Raw genomic sequence first — 25,805 nt, 5'->3', positions numbered from 1 at the left:
ATGTTGTTAGAGATCATTATTGTTCGATAGGCAAGGTGATCGTCATTCGTAATCCACCAAGAGGGCTTTTACTCGCAATGATGGTTCCGCTATGTTGGTGCATTGCACTCTCAGTAATAGCAAGACCTAAACCGGTGCCACCACTGCTTCTGTCTCTGGCGGTTGATACACGATAGAAAGGTTTAAAAATATCATTCAGTTCATCTTCTGGAACACCATCACCATTGTCATCAACATGAATAATTAGGGAGTTTTCATGCACGGCGAGATGAATGGTGATGACATCATTACCATATTTAATCGCGTTTCTTATGACATTTTCTATCGCACTCATCAATAGATTAGGATTACCAAAAATAGGGGTTTCTGTTAACCCTACATATGAGAGTGTTTTGTTCATGTGCTCCGCTTCAAATTTGGCGTCTTCTAAAATATCAAACCAAAGTGTGTAGGCATCTGTTTTCTCTCGTTCTTGATGGCTGTTCACTTGAATACGAGATAGCTCTAATAGTTCTGAAATCATCTGCTCAAGTCGATCTGCTTCCATATCAATACGAGATAATTCAGCGCTTTCCCCTTGTTTACGGGTAGCAAGTGCGGTGGCCATTCGTAAGCGAGTTAATGGTGAACGCAATTCATGTGAAATGTCAGAAAGTAATCGCTGTTGACCTGAAATCATGGTGTTTAATGACCCCACCATTTGGTTAAAGCTTTGTCCTGTTTTTCTGAATTCTTTAGGGCCTTTTTCTAAAGCTTCGTCTTTTTCAAATTGACCTCTGGCAACCCTTTCCGCGGCTTTTTGTAATCGTCTTGCAGGTTGGCTTAATGCCCAAGCTAACCATAATAAAAATGGGGTGCTAACGAGCATAGTTACTAATAAGAGCTGTATTGGTTTATCTAAAATACGAAGGATAAAAGGAGGAGGCTTTTTCCAATATCTCCCGACGTACATGTAAACCGTTTCATGAGCGATCACAATATCAAACGGGCCAGCCATCATAGTTCTGCCGTAGAGCTTTTGTTGTGGTAGCTTTGGATCATCAGATAAAGTTAAAAAATTAAGTAAGGCTTTTTTTCTACCTCGTAATTCTTTTGGTTTATCTAAAATTTCACCAGTTGGTGTGGTGAAAAATAGGTCTAGATTTTCGTCGTGTTTATGCGCTTTATGACTGATAACTCTTAATGTGGCCTTGAGATCATCGCGTTCTGAATATTTACCGGTAATGTAAGCTGCAATTTGCGTCATCTTAGTCAGATGCTCTGTTGCAATATTATGGCGAGCGCGTGGGTCAAAATTAGGGCCGATAACGACCCCAATTAAAACCAATAGTAAGGTAAACCAAAATATGGCAAAGATACGACCATATAGGCTCGAAATAAGAGGGAATTTCATTTTCTTGTTAAACAAGGATTATTCCTCAACAAACAGATAGCCGCGGCCACGTAAGGTTTTAATTCGAGGCTTTCCTTCTGATAAAGGAGGCAGTTTTTTACGTAGATTTGATACGTGCATATCAATAGCGCGATCAAAAGGAGCAAGTCGTTTACCAAGTACTTCTAGGCTGAGTTCTTCTTTAGAGATGATCTCACCAGGTTTTTGAATAAATTGAGATAATAATCCAAACTCTGTGCCGGTTAAATCCAGTAATTCACCATGGTTGTAGGCCTCTTGTTTGCCTACGAATATTTCAATTCCTTGATATTTAATACTGCTACTACTGCTCTCTTTGGTTTTACTTTGTGTTCGGCGCAAAATGGCACGAATACGCGCTAGTAACTCTCTATCACTGAAAGGCTTTGGTAGATAGTCGTCTGCACCGAGCTCTAAACCAATGACGCGGTCAATCTCTTCGCCTTTTGCTGTTAGCATTAGTACCGGCGTTTCATTGGTTTCACGTAGCTTTCGTAGCATGTCCATGCCATTCATTTTTGGCATCATGATATCAAGCAGGATAAGATCCAAATCATCGGTAACCGCTTCAAGGCCTTCAATACCATTATTTGCTTCTACAACATGATAGCCCTCTAGACTTAGGATATCTTTTAATAATGCGGTTAGCTCGACGTCGTCATCAACCAATAAAATTTTTGCCATTCTCATTTACCTGCGTAATATTTTCTGAATATAGTATCGCCAAATAAACGAATGAATACCAACCTTGATAATGACCTTTACGTTGCTTTACGCTCAAAATACACACATTTACGTTGACTGAGCTATTCTTATCCCATACCAAGCAGCAACGAGCTGCCTTTGATTGAAATAAATTTTCTGTAACGGAGATAACACAATGAACATGATTAAAAAAATGGTTTTAGGCGCAGTTGTTCTTCCTCTTTCTTTAGCTTCTGCATCAGCGTTTGCTGCAGGTGGAAGCCATCATGAAGGCGGAATGAAAGGCGAAGGCATGCACGGTGGCAAATGCATGATGAAAGCCAATAAAAAAGCGTTTAAAGATTTAGATCTTACTGATGCTCAAGAAGACCAATTCGATGAAATGCGTGACGCTCGTAAAGCTGAAATGAAAGCGAAAAAAGGTCAAAAACGTCAACCAACAGCTGAGATGAAAGCGGATCATGAAGCAATGCAAAACTTAATGTTAGCTGATAACTTTGATGAGCAAGCGGTACGAGATTTGGCTGAAAAAATGTCACAGCGTCAAATTGATCGCCGTGTTGAGATGATGAAGAAACGTCATGAAATGATGAATATTCTAACTCCAGATCAAAAAGCAGAATTTAAAGCAAACCAAGATAAATACATCGCAGATTGCGCTAAATAATCTTAAGTATCTGTAGTAAATGAAAGCGGGCCTTTATGATAAATAGAGGCCCGCTTTTTCGTTTATACTTTTTTTGTTGTAAATATATTAATAAATGGAATAACGATCATTAGATTAAGGCTTTATACTAAGGACTGATTTTTTAAGTATTGGAAAAAAGATGACCCAACGATATGCGTCTTTAGTCACCATGGCTGCATGGCTTGCAACCATTGTTGCGACAATTTTAATGTTGTTCAAATTAGGAACTTGGTGGGTAACCGGCTCTGTAAGTTTATTGGCGTCATTAGTTGATTCTCTGCTTGATATGGGGGCATCTATTACCAATCTTTTGGTGGTGCGCTACGCATTACAACCTGCCGATGAAGAGCATAGTTTCGGTCATGGTAAAGCGGAGTCGTTAGCGGCATTAGCTCAGGCGATGTTTATTTCTGGCTCTGCCTGTTTCTTATTATTGAATGGGGTTGAGCGTTTTTTCCGCCCTCAAGATGTTGTTTCTCCTGAATTAGGGGTTTATGTTAGTGGTTTTGCGATTGTATTAACTTTTGGTTTGGTAATGGTTCAACAATGGGTCGTTAAACAAACCGGAAGCCAAGCCATTGCTGCTGATTCATTACACTACAAAACCGATTTATTTATGAATGCGGCTATTATGTTAGCACTTGGGTTAAGCTGGTATGGTTGGCATCAAGCGGATGCTATTTTCGCTCTAGTCATTGGGGTGTATATCTTAATTAGCGCCTTTAAAATGGCGTATGAAGCAATCCAATTGTTACTTGATAGACAACTGCCAAAGGAAGAATTAGAGCAGATAAGAGAAGCGTGCTGTCGTGTCGATGGTGTTAAAGGTATCCATGACTTACGAACTCGTTTAGCTGGCCCAACCCGATTTATTCAATTGCATTTAGAGCTGCCAGATCAGATGCCATTAGTTGAAGCGCATCGAATTGCGGATAAAGTGGAAGATGAACTTTTAACAGTTTTCCCACATTCTGATATTATAATTCATCAAGACCCACTTTCAGTTGTGCTAGACTCAGACAGAGAGCAAACACAGTTTCAGTAAGAATTAGTAGTATTATTAGCAGTTATTGTTTTTTGGTAACAGAAAAATGAAATAGTCGTGATTGATTCTGATGTGAATCAACGAACTTTTTCAGTAAACTGGTAATACTCTTACATAAGAAAAAAAATTACAGATTATTAATGGTGAGTAGATTAGGGAGTTTACTTGCTGTATTAGAAATTGAAATTGAAATTCCCAACCATATTAGAGGGTAACCATGGTCAAGAAGATTGGTGTTTTAACAAGTGGTGGCGATGCGCCAGGTATGAATGCGGCAGTTCGTGGTGTTGTTCGTACAGCATTAACCGAAGGCCTAGAAGTATTTGGTATTCATGATGGCTACTTAGGTCTTGTTGAAGATCGTATCGAGAAATTAGAGCGCCATAGCGTATCTGATATGATCAACCGCGGCGGTACATTCCTAGGTTCAGCACGTTTTCCTGAATTTAAAGAAGTAGCAGTTCGTGAAAAAGCGATTGAAAACCTTAAGAAACACGACATTGATGCGTTAATCGTTATCGGTGGTGATGGTTCTTACATGGGTGCTAAGAAGCTAACTGAAATGGGTTACCCATGTATCGGTCTTTCAGGTACTATCGATAATGATATCGCAGGTACGGATTACACGATCGGTTACTTAACGGCATTAAACACTGTTATTGATGCAATTGACCGCTTACGTGATACGTCTTCTTCTCACCAACGTATTTCTATTGTAGAAGTTATGGGTCGTCACTGTGGCGATCTAACATTAATGGCTGCAATTGCAGGTGGTTGTGAGTACGTAATTACTCCAGAGACTGGCCTAAACAAAGAAGCGTTAATTCAAAACATTCAAGATGGTATTGCGAAAGGTAAGAAACACGCAATTATCGCGATTACTGAGTTAATGACAGATACGAACGCATTAGCAAAAGAAATTGAAGCAGAAACAGGTCGTGAGACTCGTGCAACAGTTCTTGGTCATATTCAACGTGGCGGCCAACCTGGTGCGTTTGACCGTATCTTAGCATCTCGTATGGGTAACTACGGCGTTAAACTGCTTGTTGAAGGTCATGGTGGTCGTTGTGTTGGTATTCAAAATGAACAGCTTGTTCACCACGATATCATCGATGCAATCGAAAACATGCGTCGTCCAGAGAAACTAGAACTTTATAAAGTAGCAGAAGAGTTATTCTAATTTAGAATAGACCAATGCTATAAAAGAAAAACCGAAGTTTAGGCTTCGGTTTTTTTATGTTTGAAAAATGAGGTATTTTTTAATTTAGTTGAATTGAGATGTTTTTTTACTCTAAATACAGATCGAGTGGGGTTTTGCTTTTTCTTCCTCCCACCTCTCGCGCTAAAGTAGGCACTAGATAACCTGAAACGTTTTCAATTAACTCTCCCATTAATCGCTTTGCTTCTTTATCTGAGACAAAGAAATGAGCCGCCCCTTGCACTTTATCTAACACGTGAAGGTAATAAGGTAGGATGCCTGCATCGAACAAGGCTTCGCTTAAATCTGTTAACGCTTTTGTTGTATCGTTGACGTCTTTGAGTAAGACACTTTGATTTAATAGAGTGACGTTAGCTTGTTTTAGCTGAGTCATTTTATTTTCGAGCTCAACACTGATTTCATTAGCATGATTAATATGAGTGACCATAATAATTTGCAGTCGTGTTTGTTTGAATAGCTGACATAGAGTATCCGTTATGCGGTTGGGGATCACCACAGGTAAACGGCTATGAATACGCAGTCGTTTAATATGAGGGACGGCTTCTAAGTGTTGAATTAACCAATCAATCTCATGATCTTTTGCCATTAGTGGATCACCACCAGAAAGAATCACTTCATTTAATTCTGGATGTTCAGCAATATAATCAATGGATTTTTGCCAGATGGACTTACTGCCTTTGTTATCTTGATAAGGAAAATGACGACGGAAGCAATAACGGCAATTTACAGCGCAGCCTCCTTTCAATATTAGCAAAACACGGTTTTTGTATTTATGCAGTAATCCAGGTTGTTCGTTGTCTTGCTCATCGAGAGGATCGTTCGAATATCCGTCATGTACTTCGAATTCTTGATCTAAAGGCAATACTTGACGTAATAAAGGATCAAAAGGGTTGCCAAACTCCATTCGATCGACAAAACTTGTCGGCACACGTAACGCAAATAACTTTTTCGCTTCTAATCCTTTCTCCCACGGAGAGCTATCAATCCCTAGAGTTGAAAGCAGTTGATGAGGATCTGAGATCGCATTTGAGATCTCTTTGAGCCAGTTTTGCTCAACAGGAGCGTCATTTCGGGTTATTATGTGTGACATTATTTATAACTCAACGATGTTAAGAGGAAATCATGGCGTCAGTAAGTACCAATGAATTCAAAGGCGGTTTGAAATTTATGTTTGATAACGAGCCATGCTCAATTATCGACAATGAATATGTTAAACCTGGTAAAGGCCAAGCATTCAACCGTGTAAAACTTCGCAAATTGCTTTCTGGTAAAACACTAGAAAAAACATTTAAATCAGGTGAAAGCTTTGAGCTTGCTGATGTTGTCGACGTAGAACTTGACTACTTGTACAGCGATGGCGAATTCTTCCATTTCATGAACAGCGTAAGCTTTGAGCAAATCGCTGCTGATGCTAAATCGGTTGGTGATACGGCTAAATGGCTAGTAGAAAACAACACATGTACTGTGACTCTTTGGAATGATAATCCAATTACAGTGACACCGCCAAACTTTGTTGAGATTGAAGTGACTGAAACAGACCCTGGTCTGAAAGGTGATACTCAAGGTACTGGTGGTAAACCAGCAACACTAGCAACAGGTGCTGTTGTTCGTGTTCCACTATTCATCGCTATCGGTGAAGTAGTTAAAGTTGATACACGTACAGGCGAATATGTAGGTCGTGTTAAGTAATTTCGATTTATATTGAGATTAGCTTTATACAAAAGGTCACTTCGGTGGCCTTTTTTATTATCTACACTATTAGATAATTAATGGAATAGAAATAGGAATTATGGGTATCGTAGATACAAAAAAGGTTGGCATCAGAGCCAACCTTTTTTATTGCTTCAACTTTAGATTAGATCATAAAGATGAATACAACAGAAAGCACAGTAAATAGCGCTGCTGTTGTGTAGCAAGCAATTTTACCTGCTGTACCTGTATGGAATTTCAGGTCGTGCATACCGTGATGTAAACGGTGCATCGCATGCCACATAGGCATAGAGATAGAACCGATAACAAATAATGCACCAATGATGCTAGTAACAAAGCCAGCAACACGTAGGTAGTTCATTGATTCAGGACCAATCACACCTAGTGGAACTAAAATACCAAGAACTAAGATAGTTACAGGTGTTAGCATTGCAAACCAAGTACCACCGGCACCGAATAAGCCCCACCATACTGGTTCGTCAGAACGCTTTGGATTAAGATTTACCACAATTATTCTCCTTAAACGATAACCAGTACAAGTAATGTGATTGCAGCAACAGCTGCCCATTGTGCAAGAACAACGACTTTCTTATCTAGTGTTTTACCACTGATACGAATAGGCATTACTTGCGGCATCATGCTAAAGAAAGTTTGAGCATGGAATAAGCTACCCGCTAAAGCAACAATGTTCAGAGCAACCACGATTGGGTTTGCCATGAAATCTAACCAAGAAGCCCAAGCTAGTGGACCTTTCACTAAACTACCTAGACCAACAAGCAGACAGATAGTAAAGAAAATTAGCGGTAAAATTGTTGCTTCACGAACCATGTAGAAGCGGTAGAAAGGGTGATCTTTCCACCAAGTACGTGTCATTTCGCGAACGTAAGGTTTACGGTTGCTCATCCTTATGCCTCCTGTGGTTTAAGCATTGCGATAACAAAGTCTTGAGACGATGCGATCTTACCTTGGTTAACTGCTGCTGCAGGGTCAACGTGTTTTGGACATACTTCAGAACAGTAACCTACAAACGTACAGCCCCATGCGCCATTGTCGCCATTGATAAGCTTCATACGTTCAGCAGAACCGTTATCACGGCTATCAAGGTTGTAACGGTGTGCAAGAGTCAGTGCTGCAGGACCGATGAATTCAGGGTTTAGACCGAATTGAGGACACGCTGCATAACATAGACCACAGTTGATACAACCAGCGAACTGCTTGTATTTTGCCATTTGCTCAGGAGTCTGAGTGTTAGGACCTTGATCTGGAGTACGGTCGTTACCTAGAATATAAGGCTTGATTGCTTCTAGACGTTCGATGAACGGCGTCATATCAACAATTAAGTCTTTCTCGATAGGGAAGTTTGCTAATGGTTCTAGTGTTAAGCCATTCGGGTAATCACGTAAGAACGCTTTACAAGCAAGCTTAGGTACGTTGTTTACCATCATGCCGCAAGAGCCACAGATCGCCATACGACAAGACCAACGGTAAGATAGGTTTTTGTCTAGGTTATCTTTGATGTAACCAATTGCATCCAGAACAGAAGTTGTATCATCACAAGGCACGTCGAATGCTTGTAGATAAGGTTTCTCATCTACCATTGGATCGTAACGCATAATGCTTACTTTTTGAACTCTCTTACCAGCTGTCATTATGCTTGCTCCTCTGGGATCTTAGCTGCTTCAGCTTCTGCCGCTGCTGCTTTTTCTGCTGCTTCACCGTATAGGCGAGCTTTTGGTTGAGATTTAGTGATAGTTACATCGCTGTATTTAATCGTCGGCGCTGCATCTTTGTTGTAATACGCTAATGAGTGTTTTAGGAAGTTCACATCATCACGTTCAGTACAACCTTCATCTAGACGTTGGTGTGCACCGCGAGACTCTTTACGTAGAATCGCAGAGTGAGCCATTGTTTCTGCAACTTCAAGGCCGTAACCAACTTCGATTGCGTACAATAGGTCAGTGTTGAATACTTTGCCTTTGTCTTTGATGCTGATGTTTTTGTAACGTTTTTTCAGCTCAGCCAGTTTATCAACCGTATCTTGCATTTCGTGCTCTTTACGGTAGATACCACAACCTGCTTCCATTGAGTGACCCATTTCAGTACGGATATCAGCCCAGTTTTCATCGCCTTCTTGAGCTAATAGTGCATCAATGCGACCTTGAACTTCTTCAATTTGAGCTTTGATTGCGTCATCGTTCCAAGCCGTAAATTCAGCAGCACGCTCAGCCGCTTTTTCACCAGCAAGACGACCAAATACGACTAATTCAGCAAGCGAGTTTGAACCTAAACGGTTTGCACCGTGAAGACCAACAGAAGAACATTCACCAACAGCAAATAGGCCTTTGATGTTTGTTTCGTTGTTCTTATCCGTTTCAATACCACCCATGGTGTAGTGAACCGTTGGACGAATTGGAATTGGCTCTTTTGCTGGGTCAACGTTAACGTAAGCTTTTGAAAGTTCACAGATAAACGGTAGGCGCTCATTTAGGTACTCTTCACCTAGATGACGAAGATCCAAATGCACTACATCACCAAGAGGGTGCTTGATAGTGTTGCCTTTTTGCAGTTCATGCCAGAATGCTTGAGAAACTTTGTCACGAGGACCCAGTTCCATATATTTGTTCTTTGGCTCACCGATAGGCGTTTCTGGGCCCATACCGTAATCTTGTAGGTAACGGTAACCATTTTTATTAACCATGATACCGCCTTCACCACGACAACCTTCAGTCATCAAGATGCCAGTACCTGGTAAACCTGTTGGGTGATATTGTACGAATTCCATATCACGTAGAGGCACACCGTGACGGAATGCCATTGCCATACCATCACCAGTAACGATACCGCCATTGGTATTACAGTGGTAAACACGACCTGCGCCACCCGTTGCAAGAACAACAGATTTTGCTTTAATACAGATAAGTTCGCCTTCAGCCATATGAATAGCAATCAGACCTTGAACTTGGCCATCTTCAACTAAAATATCAACAACAAAGTACTCGTCGAAACGATTGATTTGAGGGTACTTCATTGAAGTTTGGAATAGGGTGTGAAGCATGTGGAAGCCCGTTTTATCGGCTGCAAACCACGTACGTTCAACTTTCATACCACCAAAACGACGAACGTTTACTTCGCCATTTTCTTTACGGCTCCAAGGACAACCCCACTGTTCTAGTTGAGTCATCTCGCGGTATGCATTTTTTACAAAGTATTCAACAACATCCTGTTCACACAGCCAATCACCACCACCAACAGTATCGTTGAAGTGATTGTCTAGTGTATCTTCTTCCTTGGTCACGGCTGCTGACCCACCTTCTGCGGCAACAGTGTGCGAACGCATTGGGTAAACTTTTGAGATTAGAGCAATTTCTAGCTCTGGGTTAGCTTCTGCTGCTGCAATGGCAGTACGTAGACCTGCACCGCCCGCGCCGATCACTGCAATATCTGTGGTTATCGTTTTCACAGTTATTCTCCGGGATAAAAGATAAAAAATTAAATTAACCACCTAAATGTGATTAATTATGAGAATCTAGCCTGCTCGTGTGACAAATAAAGAGCAAATAAAACTTAAAAATTCTGATGCCTATTCTATGTGAGCTTTTGTAATAAAAATTGATATGGATAAAGTTTTGTCGTGCAAGTACCACTAATGGGGTGGTTTGTTATGAATAATGTGATCTCCGTCAACTAGTTAAAGCTGTTAATATTCGCCAGTGGTTGTAGGTAAGTTGTTGCTTTATAAGTGATAATGATTCTTATCGGCTTCGTATCCCCTTGATGGGTAAGGGTATTTATAAAGTTAAAAAATAGGTAACCTTAAAATGGGTTATCAGGTATCATTTTGGATAAGTTTTTCTAATGTATAAAATTATGACTAGCCAATCTTGGATGCCTAGTGCATCAATTGAACAATTACACCAACGCGCTGATATTCTTGCTTCGATTCGTTTGTTCTTTTCTGAGCGAAAAGTGATGGAAGTGGATACCCCTGCAATGAGCCATGCCACTGTGACGGACGTGCATCTTCATACTTTCCAAACGGATTTTGTTGGGCCTGGTTATGCTGATGGCGCTCACTTATATTTTATGACCAGCCCTGAGTTTCATATGAAGCGATTATTGGCGGCAGGAAGTGGTGCGATTTATCAAATTAATAAGGCATTTCGTAATGAAGAAGCGGGGCGTTTTCATAACCCTGAATTTACGATGCTGGAATGGTACCAACCAATGTTCGATCATCATCAACTGATGGATGAAATGAATGAACTGCTGATGTTAGTGCTAAAGTGCAATGATTCTGAACGCATGACATATCAAGACGCCTTTATTAAGGTGCTTGGAGTTTGCCCATTAGAGGCTTCTATGGATGAATTAAGAGCAGTTGCAGCTCCGTTGGGACTATCAGATATTGCAGACATTGAAGAAGATAGAGATACATTACTGCAGTTATTATTCAGTATGGGTGTAGAAGAGAAAATTGGTTTAGACGTTCCTGCTTTTGTTTATGATTTTCCGGCGTCTCAAGCGGCTCTTGCTAAGATTAATCCGACGGATCCACGAGTGGCTGAACGTTTTGAGGTGTACTTTAAAGGGATTGAACTAGCGAATGGTTTTCATGAGCTAGATAATGCCAAAGAACAGCTTACTCGCTTTAAAGATGACAATGCGAAACGTAAATCAATGGGCTTAATTGAACAGCCGATTGATTATCATTTGATTGCGGCACTAGAAGCAGGGTTTCCTGATTGCGCAGGCGTTGCTCTAGGGATTGATCGTCTTATTATGTTGGCAATGGGAGAAAAGCACATCGATCAAGTGATGGCTTTTCCTTTTGATAGAGCCTAGTTATTTGGATCGTTCATTAGCTGACGATTAATCCGGTACCAATGACCGCTAAAAAAGCACCTAACCAAGCAAAACGGTTAGGTGCTTTTTTTGTATATAGCCACAGTAAAGGCAAGATCATGATGGGAGTCGTTGAAGAGAGTAGGGCAACCATACCTACATTGCCTTTTTGTAGAGCATATAAGATTAAGGTCATGCCGACGGTCATCGCAAGAAATCCGTTTAGTGCCACAATACCAAGAATACGTAAGTTAATCGGAGTAATTGGGCGTGCCAGAGGGAAATTAGTCATTCTTAGTAAACTATGAGCACCAAATGCTGAGGCCATTCGAATCGCTGATGCAGCAATAGGATCAGCACTGGTTAACATCACTGGTTTTGCTATTACCCCTCCAAGAGCTTGGCAAAAAGCAGCAAGTAGCCCTAAAAATATGGCTATCCAAATATTGCCTCTGACTTCTTCCCATGTCCCTTGATTATCTGTTTTTTTACCAAAGAAAATGGCAATAGAGACGCCTGAGAAAACAGAAATAGCACCAGCTAGCTCCCAACCTTGTAAGGTTTCATTAAATAGCCAGTAACCAAGGATAGCCGAAAATAGAGCGTGGCATGAGAAGAGTAACCCAGCTTGTCTAGGTCCCATGCGATTAAAGCAGGCAAATAAGGCGGTATCGCCAATGAAAATGCCTATCAAACCTGAAAGCATCATTGGATAAAGGTGAGAAGGATCAATAGAGAGCCAGCCGCCTGTAAACCAAGCGAGCGTGGAGAGCATTATTGTTACGCAGCCCATGCGCCAGCGGCTATAAGCGAATGCACCAAGGTGGCGAGCAGGAGCGACAGATATCATACTTGATAGTGCCCATAAACAAGCAGCGCCAAGTGCTAACCATTCATATCCCATTAATCATTCCGTTGATTGTAATTGCCCATCCCTCCAGATTATCTGAACTGGGCTATTGTTCAACTAAAGAATAAAATAGATAAAAAAATAGCGAACACAAGGTTCGCTATTTTATGATTTATTAATGGATTTAATTATTTTACGATATGCGCAAATGGAGTACCCATACGAGTTGGAGCTCCGTTTTCCATTGATGCATCAAACTTCACTGAGTTTGGTGCAAATAAATTAATAACCGTTGAGCCCAATTTAAAGCGACCCATTTCTTCGCCTTTCTTAAAGCGAATGACATCATCACCGGTTAATGGGTAGTGCCATGTCTTAACAGCTGGTCCTGTCGGTGGCGTTACTGTATCAGCCCATGTTGTTTCAATACTACCAACGATAGTTGCACCAACAAGAACTTGAGCCATTGGGCCAAATTCAGTATCAAAAATACAGACCACACGTTCGTTACGTGCAAATAGGTTTGGTACATTTTCTGCTGTTAATGGATTAACAGAGAAAAGATCACCAGGAACGTAAACCATCTTACGTAATGTAGCATCGCAAGGCATGTGTACACGGTGGTAGTCGCGTGGTGATAAATATAGAGTTGCGAATTCGCCACCCATAAATTCTTCAGCTAGATCTTCATCGCCACCAAGCAGCTCTTGAGCTGAATATACATGACCTTTAGCTTGAACTAATTGACCATCAGTAATCGGGCCAAATTGGCTTACGCATGCATCAGCTGGATGAGAAATAACATTCACATCGTCATCAATTGGGCGAGCGCCATCTTCTAATTCGCGAACAAAAAAGTTGTTGAACGTAGAATATGCTTCTGGATTTGGGTTTTTAGCTTCGTTCATATCAACTTTATATTGTTTGATGAACCACTTAATTACCGCTGTTGTTAACCAACCCATTTTTGCTGATGCTAATTTGCCAGCCAAACGAGTAAGTGCATGTTTTGGGGTTAAATACTGTAACCCAATTTTTAAATTATCTGACACGTTATTTGCCTACTAGTTATCACTTAAGATAGATATTACCACATATTAACATGGTTTATTAATCCGCTTTTTTACTACGAGAAAATTGGCGATTAGCCTTATTCTCAGACATACTTTCAATAATTCGGTGGTAACTTTCAAAGCGAAGTTTAGCTATTTTTCCGTTTGATACCGCTTCTTGAAGAATACAGCCTGGGTCATCTTTATGCGTACAGTCTCTAAATTTGCAACCGCCTAAGAAGTCTTTAAATTCAACAAAAGAAGCCGTTACTTCATCTTTTTCTAAGTGCCATAAGCCAAACTCTCGAACGCCAGGGGAATCAATAAGATCGCCGCCACGAGGGAAATGGTATAAACGTGCAGCGGTTGTTGTGTGCTGCCCAAGTCCGGAGTTTTCAGAAACAAGACCTTCCATTATTTCTAATTCAGGCATTAACGCATTCACTAAACTTGATTTACCCACACCTGATTGACCAACAAAAATATTGATATGGTCTCTTAGCTCTGCTTCAAGCTCTTCTACACCGTAGCCCGACTCTTTACTGACGTATCGAACTTTATAGCCGATGTCTTCATACAAGCTAAGCAGCTGCTTTACATCAGAGAACTCTTTTTCAGAAAGTAAATCCACTTTATTTAAAACGATAAGTGGTTTTATTTTTAGTGTCTCTGAAGCAATAAGGTAGCGGTCAATAATATTTAATGACAACTCAGGAAGGATAGAAGAGACAATGACCATTTGGTCAACGTTGGCTGCAACCGGTTTAATGCCATCGTAATAATCAGGTCGAGTTAACATAGATGTACGTGGTTGAACGGCTTCCACTACACCAGATATACCTGCAAGTACTTCTGTACCCGGACGCCAAATAACACGATCACCAGACACTAAGCTTTCAATACCTCGACGTAAGTTACAACGATGTATTTCTTTGCTTTCTGGATCTTCGATATCCGCATGTTGGCCAAAGCGAGTAATTACTAGCCCTTCTTTGGCTGCTTCTAATGAGGATTCATCCCACTCAATGGTGGTCTTTATCTTTTCTATACGTTTATTTTGATTAGAACGTACTCGGCGAACTTGGCCTTTAGTTAACTTTGTCTTTTTTGCCACGAAATGATTTCACTTGTAGGTTGGCTTTCAGTTTTATGTTGAAAGATAAATCGGCCCGAGTATCATACCCTTTTTAGTTACAAAATAGGCAGCTCTCTATGGCAATTAATGATCAAAACCTGATTTGGGTTGATTTGGAGATGACAGGATTGGATCCTGAAACTCATAAAATCATCGAAATCGCATCCATTGTAACTGATGCTCAGCTAAATATTTTAGCAGAAGGGCCGGTTATTGCTATTCATCAGCCAGAAGATGAGTTAGCTAAGATGGATGATTGGTGTACAAACACACACACTAATAGTGGATTAGTCGCTCGTGTACAAGCAAGTGAATACAATGAAGCTGCTGCGATCGAAGAGACTATCGCTTTTCTTGAAAAGTGGGTACCAAAAGGTATTTCCCCAATTTGCGGTAACAGTATTGGTCAAGATCGCCGCTTCCTATATAAGCATATGCCTAAGCTTGAAGAGTATTTTCATTATCGCTACGTTGATGTAAGTACGATTAAAGAGCTCACTCGTCGTTGGAAACCTGAAGTTCTTGATGGCTTTGAGAAAACAGGAACACATTTAGCATTGGATGATATTAGAGAATCTATTGCTGAGTTGAAGTATTACCGTCAACATATTTTCACAATCTAGTTCTTTTGATGAATTGTTGAGCGAAAGTGGCGGATTTTAAAGATTTTTTAGTTTTTTTTCAAAATCCGCTTGCATCATCACGTTTTACTCGTATAATTCGCAGCCTCTGAACGAGGAGCTACTCCTTATCAGAATATCAGTATGCGACACTAGCTCAGCTGGTAGAGCGCAACCTTGCCAAGGTTGAGGTCACGAGTTCGAGCCTCGTGTGTCGCTCCAATTTCTTTTTAGTATTTAGATACTTCTCGAAAATTGAAATTGGTTAAAGTCTCATTGTCTTAAACAATGCATCCGGACGCGGGATGGAGCAGCTTGGTAGCTCGTCGGGCTCATAACCCGAAGGTCGTAGGTTCAAATCCTGCTCCCGCAACCATATTTAGATTGAATGCTTTATAAGCGTTGATCATGCGACACTAGCTCAGCTGGTAGAGCGCAACCTTGCCAAGGTTGAGGTCACGAGTTCGAGCCTCGTGTGTCGCTCCATTTTCTCTTTAAGAGCCTGATGGTTCTTCTCGAAAAGAGAATTTGGTTTATAGTCTCATTGTCTTAAACAATGCATCCGGACGCGGGATGGAGCAGCTTGGTAGCTCGTCGGGCTCATAACCCGAAGGTCGTAGGTTCAAATCCTGCTCCCGCAACCATATTTAGATTGAATGCTTTATAGCGTTGATCATGCGACACTAGCTCAGCTGGTAGAGCGCAACCTTGCCAAGGTTGAGGTCACGAGTTCGAGCCTCGTGTGTCGCTCCAATTTCTCTTTAAGAGCCTGATGGTTCTTCTCGAAAAGAGAGTTTGGTTTATAGTCTCATTGTCTTAAACAATGCATCCGGACGCGGGATGGAGCAGCTTGGTAGCTCGTCGGGCTCATAACCCGAAGGTCGTAGGTTCAAATCCTGCTCCCGCAACCACATTTAGATTGAATGCTTTATAAGCGTTGATCATGCGACACTAGCTCAGCTGGTAGAGCGCAACCTTGCCAAGGTTGAGGTCACGAGTTCGAGCCTCGTGTGTCGCTCCAATTTCTCTTTAAGAGCCTGATGGTTCTTCTCGAAAAGAGAGTTTGGTTTATAGTCTCATTGTCTTAAACAATGCATCCGGACGCGGGATGGAGCAGCTTGGTAGCTCGTCGGGCTCATAACCCGAAGGTCGTAGGTTCAAATCCTGCTCCCGCAACCACATTTAGATTGAATGCTTTATAAGCGTTGATCATGCGACACTAGCTCAGCTGGTAGAGCGCAACCTTGCCAAGGTTGAGGTCACGAGTTCGAGCCTCGTGTGTCGCTCCAATTTCTCTTTAAGAGCCTGATGGTTCTTCTCGAAAAGAGAATTTGGTTTATAGTCTCATTGTCTTAAACAATGCATCCGGACGCGGGATGGAGCAGCTTGGTAGCTCGTCGGGCTCATAACCCGAAGGTCGTAGGTTCAAATCCTGCTCCCGCAACCACATTTAGATTGAATGCTTTATAAGCGTTGATCATGCGACACTAGCTCAGCTGGTAGAGCGCAACCTTGCCAAGGTTGAGGTCACGAGTTCGAGCCTCGTGTGTCGCTCCAATTTCTCTTTAAGAGCCTAATGGTTCTTCTCGAAAAGAGAGTTTGGTTTATAGTCTCATTGTCTTAAACAATGCATCCGGACGCGGGATGGAGCAGCTTGGTAGCTCGTCGGGCTCATAACCCGAAGGTCGTAGGTTCAAATCCTGCTCCCGCAACCACATTTAGATTGAATGCTTTATAAGCGTTGATCATGCGACACTAGCTCAGCTGGTAGAGCGCAACCTTGCCAAGGTTGAGGTCACGAGTTCGAGCCTCGTGTGTCGCTCCAAACAAAATAAAAGCGCTGAATTATATTCAGCGCTTTTATTTTCTTTAAAATTAATGCTGTGAAGCATTAACCCCACGAAAAAATCCCTGCTCTTTAGAATATTCTGATTCCTATAAATTAAAGAATCGAACCGTCTATTTATCTGCATATATTATTGTCTCTTTAATTAGATACAGCCGCAGAGGAACAGTTATATCTGTTAATTACCATATAACTAACAGAGTTATCCACACATTAGTTTTTGTGGATAACTCTGTTAGTTGTTTGGAAATTGCCTTCCAAAAAAGAGTTTAAATAAAGATCTTATTTCTATTTTATGATCGAAGATATTTTGGTGTAACTGTATCTTTATGATAAATAAGGAATTATTGTTTTGCATGCATTATTCTTAGTGATTTAAAAGATCTTTTTGCTTGACTTCTTTGATCCTAATCATATTCCTGTCTTGTGTTTAACTTTTCGATTATTCCTATTGTTTACCCTGTCTAATAATCTTTTCCACATTTTTTTCGATACACTTCAACTTTATTGACTTAATGAACCGCAGCATAAGGCTTCATGAGCCATTTATGCATCTCTAGGTAAGCCTTTTTCGATAATTCGGATGAGACGTTGCTCTTTTCTATTTGTATTTACTTGTTGAGACTGCTGCTGCTCTATTGCCCAAAGAAGGTGAATATCGAGATTGTCATTAAGCCCAAGGCGCTCATGTAATGCTGATATGATCATTTCAGAGTGTGGCGCATTACCCATTGCGATTGCGATGTTACGCAGCCATTGGTAATGACCAATACGACGGATTGCAGAGCCTTCCATATTTTTTAAAAAGGTAGGTTCATCCCATGCAAAAAGAGAGAGTAAGTTAGCGTTGTCTAGAGACTCTCTACGATGAAAATCATTTTGTTGTGTTATATCGGCTTCACGGTTCCAAGGACAAACGAGTTGGCAGTCATCACAGCCATAAATTCGATTGCCCATCAATGAACGAAACTCTTCAGGAATAACCTCGCTGTTTTCTATGGTTAAATAAGAAATACAACGACGGGCGTCAATCACTCCATTTTCTAATATCGCATTTGTTGGGCATGATGTGACACAGGCGGTGCACTTACCACATTGGTTCTCAACCGGAGAATCAACCGGCAGTGGGATATCAACTAAGAGCTCGCCTAAGAAAAACCAAGACCCTGCGTCTTTATCAAGTAGAAGCGAATGTTTTCCGGTCCAACCAAGTCCCGCTTTTTCTGCTAAAGGCCTCTCTAAGATTGGTGCAGAATCAACAAAGGGACGATAACCAAGTTGCTCAACTTCAGCCTCGATTTTTTGACCTAGTTTTTTAAGTTGGTTACGAATGAGTTTGTGGTAATCACGACCGAGCGCATATCGACTGATATAAGCTTGTGTAGGATCGCTTAAATTGCTTGCAAAACCCGCTTGAGGAGGTAAATAATCCATACGGGCACTGATGACTCTAATGGTGCCAGGATGAAGTTCATCGGGTCTTGCTCTCATGACGCCATGACGAGCCATCCAGTCCATAGACCCATGATAGCCGGCATCAAGCCATTGCTCTAAAGCGGCTTCGTGCTGAGATAAATCAACGTCACAGATCCCAACTTTTTGAAAGCCGAGTTCTTGTGCCCATAGTTTGATGTTATTTGCGAGTGCTTGATAATCGATATTCACAGAGAGAGTACATTTTTTTATTACAGTATTATGAGTAAAAGTTTATCATATAGGATTGATAAGACGTACTTCAATGAACTCAAAAGACATTGAATCAACGCAATCTATGCGAACTTGTGTGTAAATATTCAGCAAATAAATTGTGAATCTGATACCAAGTCCATCAATTTAGACAATTAAAATAGTGAAATTAGTGAATAATGGAACGCTTTGAATTTAATTTAGCTACTGAAGACGACACGGTTGAATTTGGTAGACAGCTCTCTCAAGCTTGTACTCAACAAACCACCATCTATTTACATGGTGATCTTGGCGCTGGTAAAACAACCTTTAGCCGAGGCTTTATTCGTTCATTAGGTCATGTTGGTAATGTAAAAAGCCCAACATATACCTTAGTTGAACCTTATGAATTGGATAAATGGCAAGTGTATCATTTTGACCTGTATCGTTTGGCTGATCCTGAAGAACTCGAGTTTATGGGGATCCGTGATTACTTTACTGATGATGCAATTTGTTTAGTTGAGTGGCCAGAAAGAGGGGAAGGGTTATTACCAAGTCCTGATATTGATATTGATATTCGCTATGATGGTGAAGCTCGTCATGTTGTGATCACGGGTAATAATGAGTATGGATGTGGTTTAGTACAGCGGTTGGATTTGTGTTAATCGGTAAATATTTTAGAGTTATTTGGTATGCGCTATTTGTTGTTTTATCAACAAGTAGCTTTTTTGTGTCTGCTAATACCCTAGAGGGAATTCGAGTTTGGCCATCGCCAGATGAAACTCGCATAGTTATAGATCTAAACTCAGAAGCTAACTATAGCTATTTTACGCTTAGTAGCCCTTATCGTTTAGTGGTTGATCTTAAAAATACCAATGTAAAAGCAAAACTACCACTTACCGTTAGTGATAGTAAGGTGTTATCAAAAATAAGAAAGAGCTCTGCGCCATCAAAAGGGACGACTCGACTTGTTTTTGAATTAAAACATTCCGTTACAGCAGAGATTTTTAAATTAGCACCAACTCCTGGTGGCCAGTATGGACACCGTTTAGTAATGGATTTACCTCATAAATCTAAAGGAAATTCAAAACCAGTTCAAAGTAAACCTACCGCTTCTTCAAAACCAATTATTAATTCCCAAGCCAATCAAATTATTGGAAGTGGTGAGATTATTATTGCCATTGATGCTGGACATGGTGGGGAAGATCCTGGTTCTATTGGACCGACAAGAAAATATGAGAAGCATGCAACTCTCGCTATATCAAAGAAAGTGGTCGCGCAAATTAATGCTCAACCGGGCATGAGAGCAATACTTACTCGTAGCGGTGATTACTTTGTTAATTTAAACCAACGAACTGAATTAGCGAGAAAAAATAGAGCTCACTTTTTAGTGTCGATCCATGCCGATAGTTTTAGCTCTCCAAAGCCACGAGGTGGTTCTGTTTTTGTGTTAAATACACGTCGTGCAAATACCGAAATTGGTCGCTGGGTAGAGAAACATGAGAAGCAATCAGAGCTTTTAGGAGGCGCAGGAGATGTGCTATCTAAAAATAATAAAGACAGAAACGTAAGCCAAACTATTTTAGATATGCAGTTTCAAAACTCAACGGAAGAAGGCTATAAATTAGCGGTTAATGTACTTTCTGAAATGGGTAAAGTGATTAAACTGCATAAATCTAAACCTGCACATGCGAGTTTGGCTGTCTTGAAATCACCAGATATTCCATCAATCTTAATTGAAACGGGTTTTATGTCGAACCCTACTGAAGAGAAGCAACTGTTCCAGCGTGCTCATCAGGATAAGATTGCTCGAGCGATCTCAAGGGCTATTACTCGTTACTTTAAAGATAACCCTCCGCAAGGTACTTTGCTGGCAGCAAAAGGACAGGAGCAGAAACACAAAGTACGCTCTGGTGAATCACTGTCAGTTATCGCTAAAAAGTACGGTACCACGACGACTAAGCTAAAAAGTGCCAATAAGCTTAAGAGTACTGGTTTAGCGGTAGGGCAAGTGCTGATAATTCCAAGTAATAAACCTGTGTATGTTGCTCCGAAAACGACGACATCAAAAGCGACAACATCAAGTTCAGCGCAAGCACGCACGATTATTACTCATAAAGTACGCTCTGGTGAATACTTAGGAAAAATTGCATCTAGATATAAAGTATCAACCAGTAGCATTCGCTCATTAAATAGATTGAAGTCAGATACCTTATTTGTCGGTCAAAAATTGAAAGTGAGTATTGTTGCGCCAGTTAAGAAACATACGGTGAAACGTGGTGAGTTCTTAGGTAAAATTGCGACTAAATATGGAGTGTCTGTATCCAGTCTTAGAAAGGCCAATAAATTACGTTCAGATGAATTGGCAATCGGACAGGTACTCGTTATACCAACCAGTTAAAGGACCGGGTTATGCCAATTCAAATCTTACCAGCTCGATTAGCCAACCAAATTGCGGCGGGTGAGGTTGTTGAGCGCCCTGCTTCTGTTGTAAAAGAGCTTGTAGAAAACAGTATCGATGCGGGGGCAACTCGCATCGATATTGAGATTGAAAAAGGCGGCAGTAAGTTAATTCGTATCCGTGATAACGGGTTTGGTATCGCAAAAGATGAATTAACCCTCGCTTTAAGTCGACATGCGACCTCAAAAATAACCACTCTTGATGATCTAGAAGCCATTGTTAGTCTTGGTTTTCGTGGTGAAGCGCTTGCTTCGATCAGCTCAGTTTCTCGCCTAACGTTAACCTCTCGAACCGTTGCTCAAGAAGAAGCATGGTCAGCGTATGCTGAAGGTCGAGATATGACGGTAAAGTTAAAACCAGCAGCTCACCCAATTGGTACGACTATCGATGTGGTTGATCTTTTCTTTAATACTCCAGCTCGTCGAAAATTCCTCCGAACAGAAAAAACGGAATTCACTCATATTGATGAGCTATTAAAGCGAATAGCCTTGAGTCGATTGGATATTACGATCAATCTGCGTCATAACGGCAAACAAATTCGTCAATATCGAGCGGCTCAAACGAAAGTTCAAGTTGAAAAGCGCCTTGCTGCGGTATGTGGTTCTAATTTTCTACAGCATGCATTAGAAGTTGAACTGGAGCATGGTGAACTTAAATTTCATGGTTGGATTTCTGCACCAGAAGGGGCGCGAGCACAAGGTGATATCCAATACTGTTATGTGAATGGCCGTATGATGAAAGATAAGTTAATCAATCATGCTATTCGACAAGGTTATGAATCGTCTCTACTAGCCAATCAATATGCGGCATATATTCTATTTATTGAGATTAGTCCTCATGATGTCGATGTGAATGTTCATCCTGCAAAACATGAAGTGCGTTTTCATCAAGCTCGCTTAGTGCATGATTTTATCTATCAAGCGATTTATGGTGCATTACAGCAAAGTGCAAGCTTGTCGAATATGCCAATGAGTGAATTGACTCATGACCATGAAGTCGAATCTGAAATCGTTATACCTAACAACAAAGAAACGTATTTTCCGCCAATGAAAGAGTACGTTCGTCAACCGTATCAAGAGAGTATTGATAAGACGGAACAATTAAGAAAGGCGGTAGATTCGACACCAAGTTATCCAAATAAAGCCCCCTCAGATTCTTGGGTTTCTAATAAGCCTTCTCAAAAAGAGCTGAACACGTATAAGGCATTATTAAGCCCTGCTAATGAAAGCAAAGCTTCGTTATATAATCAGGTAAAAGAAGCTCGCTTAAATCAAGTTGTGCCAGAGATTGTTGAGAAGTGTGTACCTATGGTTTCGGCTACTTCAAATGAAGCGGCCCCTCTTGGTAAAGTATTAACGATTGTTGAGAAGGTCTTTGCCTTGCTACAGCAAGATGGGCAATTGCAATTATTGGACTTGCGATATGCTGAATTTGTAAAAAGTTATGGCCAGTTAAACAGTGTTCATTTTGAACCTTTGAAGGCTCAACCGTTATTAATACCTATCTCGATTGGTATAGAAGAAGAAATTTGTAATAAAGTATTGGATTATGCTTTATTCTTGAAACCTCTTGGTATTGATCTTAAAGTAAAAAACAAGACAAATATAATCGTTATGGCGGTTTGTCAGCCGATTAGACAGCAGAATTTACAACAATTGATCCCGAATCTGTTAAGGTATCTAGATAGCATTAACCCATCACTTGAACAGGTGATAATTTGGCTTTCTCATCAAATTCAGCATGAAGAAGCCAGTTACAGTACCGCTCAGGCGATACAGCTAGTGATGGAATTAGAACAGTTATGGGGAAGTGAACTACCCAAGTTTAATAAAAAACTGTTAAAAAATATCGATATTACTCAAGCGGTACAAGCATTTAGTCATGAATAAAGCATTACCTCAAGCCATCTTTTTGATGGGACCAACAGCATCAGGAAAGACAAACTTAGCAATTGAATTGCGAAAACGTTTTCCTGTAGAGTTGATAAGCGTAGACTCAGCCCTTATCTATAAGGGAATGGATATTGGTACGGCAAAACCAAATGAAGAGGAACTTTTACAGGCTCCTCATCGTCTTATTGATATTCTTGACCCAAAAGAGAGCTATTCAGTGGCTGACTTTCGTCGTGATGCCCTGAAAGAAATGGATGACATTGTTGCTCAAGGAAAGATACCTTTATTGGTTGGTGGTACCATGTTGTACTACAAAGCGCTACTTGAAGGTCTTTCACCATTACCAGCAGCGGATGCTGATATTAGAGCTCAAATTGAGCAAGAAGCGGTGCAATTTGGATGGGAAGCAATGCATGATCAATTAAAAACAATTGATCCTGTATCGGCAGAGAGAATTCATCCAAATGATCCACAACGACTTTCCCGAGCGTTGGAAGTATTTCGAATTTCGGGTAAAACTTTAACAGAATTAACCCAGATTAAAGGTGATCCTCTACCTTATGAAGTGCATCAATTTGCGATAGCACCGAAAGAGAGAGCGGAAATTCACCGTCGAATTGAACTGCGTTTCAAGATGATGATGGACGCCGGTTTTGAAGCAGAGGCTCGTACCTTGTATGAGCGCGATGATCTTCATGCTGACCTTCCTTCTATTCGTTGCGTAGGTTATCGACAAATGTGGGACTATTTTGATGGGGAGGGTACATTAGATGACGCGATTTTCCGCGGCGTGTGCGCTACTCGTCAATTAGCCAAGCGACAAATCACCTGGCTACGTAGCTGGAAAGAACTAACTTGGCTGGATAGTGATGACATTGATGGTGCCCTACATATGATCTCTGATCGTTTAGAGAAAAAATAAGCACAAAAACGTATCAATGTTGTTTAACTTCAGAGCATTTAGTCATAAGCTAAAGACTAATAGCTAAATAAAATTACAATTACAAACCAAAAAGGAAAAAAAAATGGCTAAAGGGCAATCTTTGCAAGACCCATTTTTGAATGCGCTGCGTCGTGAAAGGATTCCAGTGTCTATCTATTTAGTGAATGGGATTAAATTACAGGGACAAATCGAATCATTTGATCAATTTGTTATCCTATTGAAGAACACAGTAAACCAGATGGTATATAAGCATGCGATCTCTACTGTAGTTCCAGCTCGTGCTGTAAGCCATCACACTGCAAGTGATCGCCCACAAGGCGAGCGTCCACAAGAAACAACGGAAGAATAGTCCTATTCTATTATTGAATAGAGGGTCTATTAAGGAGTTAATGCTTGTTTGACCGTTATGAATCCGGTGAACAGGCTATTCTTGTGCATATTAACTTCACTTATGAAGGGGAGTTAGAAGATCTCGACGAATGTAAGATGTTGGTATCTTCTGCGGGGGTAAACACACTAAGTGTTGTGACGGGAACCCGTCAATCTCCACTCCCTAAATATTATGTAGGTGAGGGTAAGGCACTAGAAATTGCCGATGCTGTTCGAGCTAATAATGCGGATATCGTGATTTTTAATCATGCACTGTCCCCTGCTCAAGAACGAAATTTAGAACAAATATGTCAATGTCGAGTAATAGACCGTACAGGCCTAATACTGGATATATTTGCTCAACGTGCGCGAACCTATGAAGGTAAGTTGCAGGTTGAATTAGCACAATTACGTCATATATCTACTCGGTTGATCCGCGGATGGACACACCTTGAACGTCAAAAAGGCGGGATTGGTTTACGTGGTCCCGGTGAAACTCAATTAGAAACCGATAGACGATTATTGCGAGATCGTATCAAAGCAATTCTACGTCGATTAGGTAAAGTTGCAAAGCAGCGAGAGCAAGGTCGCCGAGCAAGGCTCCGAGCTGAAATTCCAACCATTTCGTTAGTCGGATACACCAACGCAGGGAAATCTACGTTATTTAATCGAATTACCGAAGCTGGGGTTTACGCCGCTGACCAATTATTTGCAACACTCGATCCTACATTGCGTAAGATTGATGTCGCTGATGTTGGTACTTCAATACTTGCAGATACGGTAGGGTTCATTCGTCATTTACCACATGATCTTGTTGCTGCTTTTAAGGCGACATTACAAGAAACGCAAGAAGCAAATATCTTGTTACATGTTGTTGATGCCAGTGATGAGCGTTTTCGTGAGAATATTGAAGCAGTAGATATTGTTCTTGAAGAGATTGATGCCCATGAGGTGCCTTATCTTCTCGTAATGAATAAAATTGATAGCTTAGAAGATCAACAGCCACGAATCGAACGTGATGAGGAGGGAGTTCCTCGATGTGTTTGGGTTTCAGCAATGGAAGGCCAAGGCATTGAATTACTTTTTCAAGCATTAACGGAACGATTAGCTGGGCAGATGGTAATGCATACATTGCAGCTACCTCCAGAGTCGGTTGGGCGTCTTCGAAGTAAGTTCTTTCAAATGCAAAGCATTGTAAAAGAAAAATATCAGGATGATGGCAGCTTGTTGATTGATGTACGTATGCAGCAAGTTGATTGGTCTAAGTTAGAAAAACGTGAAGAGACTCCATTAAGTAATTTTATTATTACTAATGAGAGTTCACAGAATTCTTTGTCTTCATAATTACTTTG

Annotated in this window: 23 protein-coding genes and 13 tRNA genes; 25 read left to right on the top strand and 11 right to left on the bottom strand. The window is 40.8% G+C overall.

Translation table 11 applies throughout. From position 1 onward, the window contains the following. Positions 1-16: 16 nt before the first annotated feature. The gene (gene cpxA / locus AC2INI_RS12390) at positions 17-1,393 is read right to left on the bottom strand and encodes an envelope stress sensor histidine kinase CpxA (protein WP_122033790.1); all 1,377 of its coding nucleotides are present in this window, start codon (positions 1,391-1,393) and stop codon (positions 17-19) included. A gap of 18 nt (positions 1,394-1,411) precedes the next feature. After that, positions 1,412-2,095: a response regulator gene (locus tag AC2INI_RS12385; protein WP_122033789.1), complete on the bottom strand. Its 684-nt coding sequence runs from the start codon at positions 2,093-2,095 to the stop codon at positions 1,412-1,414. Between the two features lie 196 nt (positions 2,096-2,291). Here AC2INI_RS12385 and AC2INI_RS12380 point away from each other — a divergent pair, with 196 nt between their 5' ends. The 3 genes from AC2INI_RS12380 to pfkA all read left to right on the top strand — a co-directional run bounded on the left by AC2INI_RS12380 (position 2,292) and on the right by pfkA (position 5,029). Then, entirely contained in the window at positions 2,292-2,783 is a 492-nt protein-coding gene (locus tag AC2INI_RS12380; protein WP_122033788.1) for a CpxP family protein, read from the top strand. Between the two features lie 160 nt (positions 2,784-2,943). After that, positions 2,944-3,849 (top strand): CDF family cation-efflux transporter FieF, encoded by a 906-nt coding sequence (gene fieF / locus AC2INI_RS12375; RefSeq protein WP_122033787.1) that lies wholly within the window; start codon positions 2,944-2,946, stop codon positions 3,847-3,849. A gap of 217 nt (positions 3,850-4,066) precedes the next feature. Beyond that, a complete protein-coding gene (pfkA, locus tag AC2INI_RS12370) occupies positions 4,067-5,029 on the top strand; it encodes a 6-phosphofructokinase (RefSeq protein ID WP_486304944.1) in 963 nt (320 codons plus the stop codon). A gap of 106 nt (positions 5,030-5,135) precedes the next feature. On the opposite strand, the gene epmB is transcribed toward pfkA, so the two are convergent. Beyond that, a complete protein-coding gene (gene epmB, locus AC2INI_RS12365; protein ID WP_486304943.1) occupies positions 5,136-6,158 on the bottom strand; it encodes an EF-P beta-lysylation protein EpmB in 1,023 nt (340 codons plus the stop codon). A gap of 32 nt (positions 6,159-6,190) precedes the next feature. Between epmB and efp the strand changes: the two genes are divergently transcribed. Beyond that, positions 6,191-6,757 carry an elongation factor P gene (efp, locus tag AC2INI_RS12360; protein WP_122033784.1) on the top strand — a complete coding sequence of 189 codons (567 nt, stop codon included), beginning with the start codon at positions 6,191-6,193 and terminating at the stop codon, positions 6,755-6,757. A gap of 166 nt (positions 6,758-6,923) precedes the next feature. Here the strand turns inward: efp and frdD are convergent, their stop codons facing one another. The 4 genes from frdD to frdA are packed head-to-tail and all read right to left on the bottom strand — an operon-like array spanning position 6,924 to position 10,238. After that, complete coding sequence (gene frdD, locus AC2INI_RS12355; RefSeq protein ID WP_162922502.1) at positions 6,924-7,286, bottom strand: fumarate reductase subunit FrdD; 363 nt, start codon at positions 7,284-7,286, stop codon at positions 6,924-6,926. A gap of 11 nt (positions 7,287-7,297) precedes the next feature. Next, positions 7,298-7,681, bottom strand: a complete 384-nt coding sequence (gene frdC, locus AC2INI_RS12350) for a fumarate reductase subunit FrdC (protein ID WP_045101069.1) — start codon at positions 7,679-7,681, stop codon at positions 7,298-7,300. A gap of 2 nt (positions 7,682-7,683) precedes the next feature. Then, the gene (locus AC2INI_RS12345) at positions 7,684-8,427 is read right to left on the bottom strand and encodes a succinate dehydrogenase/fumarate reductase iron-sulfur subunit (RefSeq protein ID WP_130043849.1); all 744 of its coding nucleotides are present in this window, start codon (positions 8,425-8,427) and stop codon (positions 7,684-7,686) included. Beyond that, a complete protein-coding gene (gene frdA / locus AC2INI_RS12340) occupies positions 8,427-10,238 on the bottom strand; it encodes a fumarate reductase (quinol) flavoprotein subunit (RefSeq protein WP_486304942.1) in 1,812 nt (603 codons plus the stop codon). Before frdA ends, AC2INI_RS12345 begins: the two co-directional genes overlap by 1 nt. 407 nt (positions 10,239-10,645) lie before the next feature. Between frdA and epmA the strand changes: the two genes are divergently transcribed. Then, positions 10,646-11,620, top strand: coding sequence for an elongation factor P--(R)-beta-lysine ligase (gene epmA, locus AC2INI_RS12335; protein ID WP_486304941.1), 975 nt, complete (start codon positions 10,646-10,648; stop codon positions 11,618-11,620). 16 nt (positions 11,621-11,636) lie between these two features. Here the strand turns inward: epmA and AC2INI_RS12330 are convergent, their stop codons facing one another. The 3 genes from AC2INI_RS12330 to rsgA all read right to left on the bottom strand — a co-directional run bounded on the left by AC2INI_RS12330 (position 11,637) and on the right by rsgA (position 14,636). Further along, positions 11,637-12,524, bottom strand: a complete 888-nt coding sequence (locus tag AC2INI_RS12330; RefSeq protein ID WP_486304940.1) for a DMT family transporter — start codon at positions 12,522-12,524, stop codon at positions 11,637-11,639. A 134-nt stretch (positions 12,525-12,658) separates the two neighbouring features. Beyond that, on the bottom strand, positions 12,659-13,522 hold the full coding sequence (gene asd, locus AC2INI_RS12325) for an archaetidylserine decarboxylase (RefSeq protein WP_122033778.1): 864 nt from the start codon (positions 13,520-13,522) through the stop codon (positions 12,659-12,661). A 58-nt stretch (positions 13,523-13,580) separates the two neighbouring features. Continuing rightward, positions 13,581-14,636 (bottom strand): small ribosomal subunit biogenesis GTPase RsgA, encoded by a 1,056-nt coding sequence (rsgA, locus tag AC2INI_RS12320; protein WP_486304939.1) that lies wholly within the window; start codon positions 14,634-14,636, stop codon positions 13,581-13,583. Between the two features lie 98 nt (positions 14,637-14,734). On the opposite strand from rsgA, the gene orn reads away from it, so the two are divergent. The 14 genes from orn to AC2INI_RS12250 all read left to right on the top strand — a co-directional run bounded on the left by orn (position 14,735) and on the right by AC2INI_RS12250 (position 17,102). Continuing rightward, positions 14,735-15,280, top strand: coding sequence for an oligoribonuclease (orn, locus tag AC2INI_RS12315; protein ID WP_274442367.1), 546 nt, complete (start codon positions 14,735-14,737; stop codon positions 15,278-15,280). Between the two features lie 143 nt (positions 15,281-15,423). Then, positions 15,424-15,499, top strand: a tRNA-Gly gene (locus tag AC2INI_RS12310). A gap of 77 nt (positions 15,500-15,576) precedes the next feature. Next, positions 15,577-15,653: transfer RNA gene (locus AC2INI_RS12305), tRNA-Met, on the top strand. 34 nt (positions 15,654-15,687) lie between these two features. Continuing rightward, positions 15,688-15,763: transfer RNA gene (locus tag AC2INI_RS12300), tRNA-Gly, on the top strand. An 81-nt stretch (positions 15,764-15,844) separates the two neighbouring features. Beyond that, a tRNA-Met gene (locus AC2INI_RS12295) sits at positions 15,845-15,921 on the top strand. A 33-nt stretch (positions 15,922-15,954) separates the two neighbouring features. Beyond that, a tRNA-Gly gene (locus AC2INI_RS12290) sits at positions 15,955-16,030 on the top strand. Between the two features lie 81 nt (positions 16,031-16,111). Beyond that, positions 16,112-16,188: transfer RNA gene (locus AC2INI_RS12285), tRNA-Met, on the top strand. 34 nt (positions 16,189-16,222) lie between these two features. Next, positions 16,223-16,298 (top strand) — tRNA-Gly (locus AC2INI_RS12280). Between the two features lie 81 nt (positions 16,299-16,379). After that, positions 16,380-16,456: transfer RNA gene (locus tag AC2INI_RS12275), tRNA-Met, on the top strand. A gap of 34 nt (positions 16,457-16,490) precedes the next feature. Further along, a tRNA-Gly gene (locus AC2INI_RS12270) sits at positions 16,491-16,566 on the top strand. A gap of 81 nt (positions 16,567-16,647) precedes the next feature. Continuing rightward, positions 16,648-16,724: transfer RNA gene (locus AC2INI_RS12265), tRNA-Met, on the top strand. 34 nt (positions 16,725-16,758) lie between these two features. Next, positions 16,759-16,834, top strand: a tRNA-Gly gene (locus tag AC2INI_RS12260). An 81-nt stretch (positions 16,835-16,915) separates the two neighbouring features. Beyond that, positions 16,916-16,992 (top strand) — tRNA-Met (locus AC2INI_RS12255). 34 nt (positions 16,993-17,026) lie between these two features. After that, positions 17,027-17,102: transfer RNA gene (locus AC2INI_RS12250), tRNA-Gly, on the top strand. Positions 17,103-17,669: 567 nt separating this feature from the next. On the opposite strand, the gene queG is transcribed toward AC2INI_RS12250, so the two are convergent. Next, positions 17,670-18,782 carry a tRNA epoxyqueuosine(34) reductase QueG gene (gene queG / locus AC2INI_RS12245; protein WP_486305730.1) on the bottom strand — a complete coding sequence of 371 codons (1,113 nt, stop codon included), beginning with the start codon at positions 18,780-18,782 and terminating at the stop codon, positions 17,670-17,672. 206 nt (positions 18,783-18,988) lie between these two features. Between queG and tsaE the strand changes: the two genes are divergently transcribed. From tsaE to hflX, 6 genes are all read left to right on the top strand, one after another. After that, positions 18,989-19,453: a tRNA (adenosine(37)-N6)-threonylcarbamoyltransferase complex ATPase subunit type 1 TsaE gene (gene tsaE / locus AC2INI_RS12240; RefSeq protein WP_122033774.1), complete on the top strand. Its 465-nt coding sequence runs from the start codon at positions 18,989-18,991 to the stop codon at positions 19,451-19,453. Next, positions 19,447-21,189, top strand: coding sequence for a LysM peptidoglycan-binding domain-containing protein (locus AC2INI_RS12235; RefSeq protein ID WP_486305729.1), 1,743 nt, complete (start codon positions 19,447-19,449; stop codon positions 21,187-21,189). The genes tsaE and AC2INI_RS12235 overlap by 7 nt, the downstream gene beginning before the upstream one ends. A gap of 11 nt (positions 21,190-21,200) precedes the next feature. Then, complete coding sequence (mutL, locus tag AC2INI_RS12230; protein WP_122033773.1) at positions 21,201-23,138, top strand: DNA mismatch repair endonuclease MutL; 1,938 nt, start codon at positions 21,201-21,203, stop codon at positions 23,136-23,138. Further along, complete coding sequence (gene miaA / locus AC2INI_RS12225; RefSeq protein WP_122033772.1) at positions 23,131-24,063, top strand: tRNA (adenosine(37)-N6)-dimethylallyltransferase MiaA; 933 nt, start codon at positions 23,131-23,133, stop codon at positions 24,061-24,063. The genes mutL and miaA overlap by 8 nt, the downstream gene beginning before the upstream one ends. A 103-nt stretch (positions 24,064-24,166) precedes the next feature. Next, positions 24,167-24,433 carry an RNA chaperone Hfq gene (gene hfq / locus AC2INI_RS12220; protein ID WP_017022675.1) on the top strand — a complete coding sequence of 89 codons (267 nt, stop codon included), beginning with the start codon at positions 24,167-24,169 and terminating at the stop codon, positions 24,431-24,433. Positions 24,434-24,477: 44 nt separating this feature from the next. Beyond that, positions 24,478-25,797 carry a ribosome rescue GTPase HflX gene (gene hflX, locus AC2INI_RS12215; protein WP_486304938.1) on the top strand — a complete coding sequence of 440 codons (1,320 nt, stop codon included), beginning with the start codon at positions 24,478-24,480 and terminating at the stop codon, positions 25,795-25,797. Positions 25,798-25,805: the final 8 nt, after the last annotated feature.

The organism is Aliivibrio friggae (assembly GCF_057368515.1).
This window is presented reverse-complemented; position numbering and strand designations above follow the sequence as displayed.